A 260-nucleotide genomic window follows, 5' to 3' on the forward strand; every position below is an offset into this window, starting at 1 on the left:
ACGCCGGAGTACCGGCGTGAAGCCGCGAACCTGGTAATCGAGTCAGAGCGCCCGATTGCCCATGTGGCTAAGGAGATTGGTGTTTCCGCCGGGCTTTTAGGAAAATGGGTCAAACTCGAGCGTGAACGCCGAGGAGCCTCAGATGGGATGAGTGAGGCGGATCTTCGTGCTGAGAATGCTCGTCTGCGCCGTGAGTTGGCAGAGGCCAAGATGGATAACGAGTTTTTGTCAAAAGCGACAGCCTTCTTCGCCGCGAAGCA

General features: G+C 56.9%; 1 protein-coding gene. It reads left to right on the plus strand.

Going from position 1 to position 260, the window contains the following annotated elements:
• The coding region (locus QP922_RS12880; RefSeq protein ID WP_284809919.1) for a transposase at nt 1-260 on the plus strand (260 nt) is incomplete at both ends.

Origin of the sequence: Corynebacterium sp. MSK218 (genome assembly GCF_030232655.1) — a bacterium.
In the GTDB taxonomy this organism is placed as follows: Bacteria; Actinomycetota; Actinomycetes; order Mycobacteriales; family Mycobacteriaceae; genus Corynebacterium.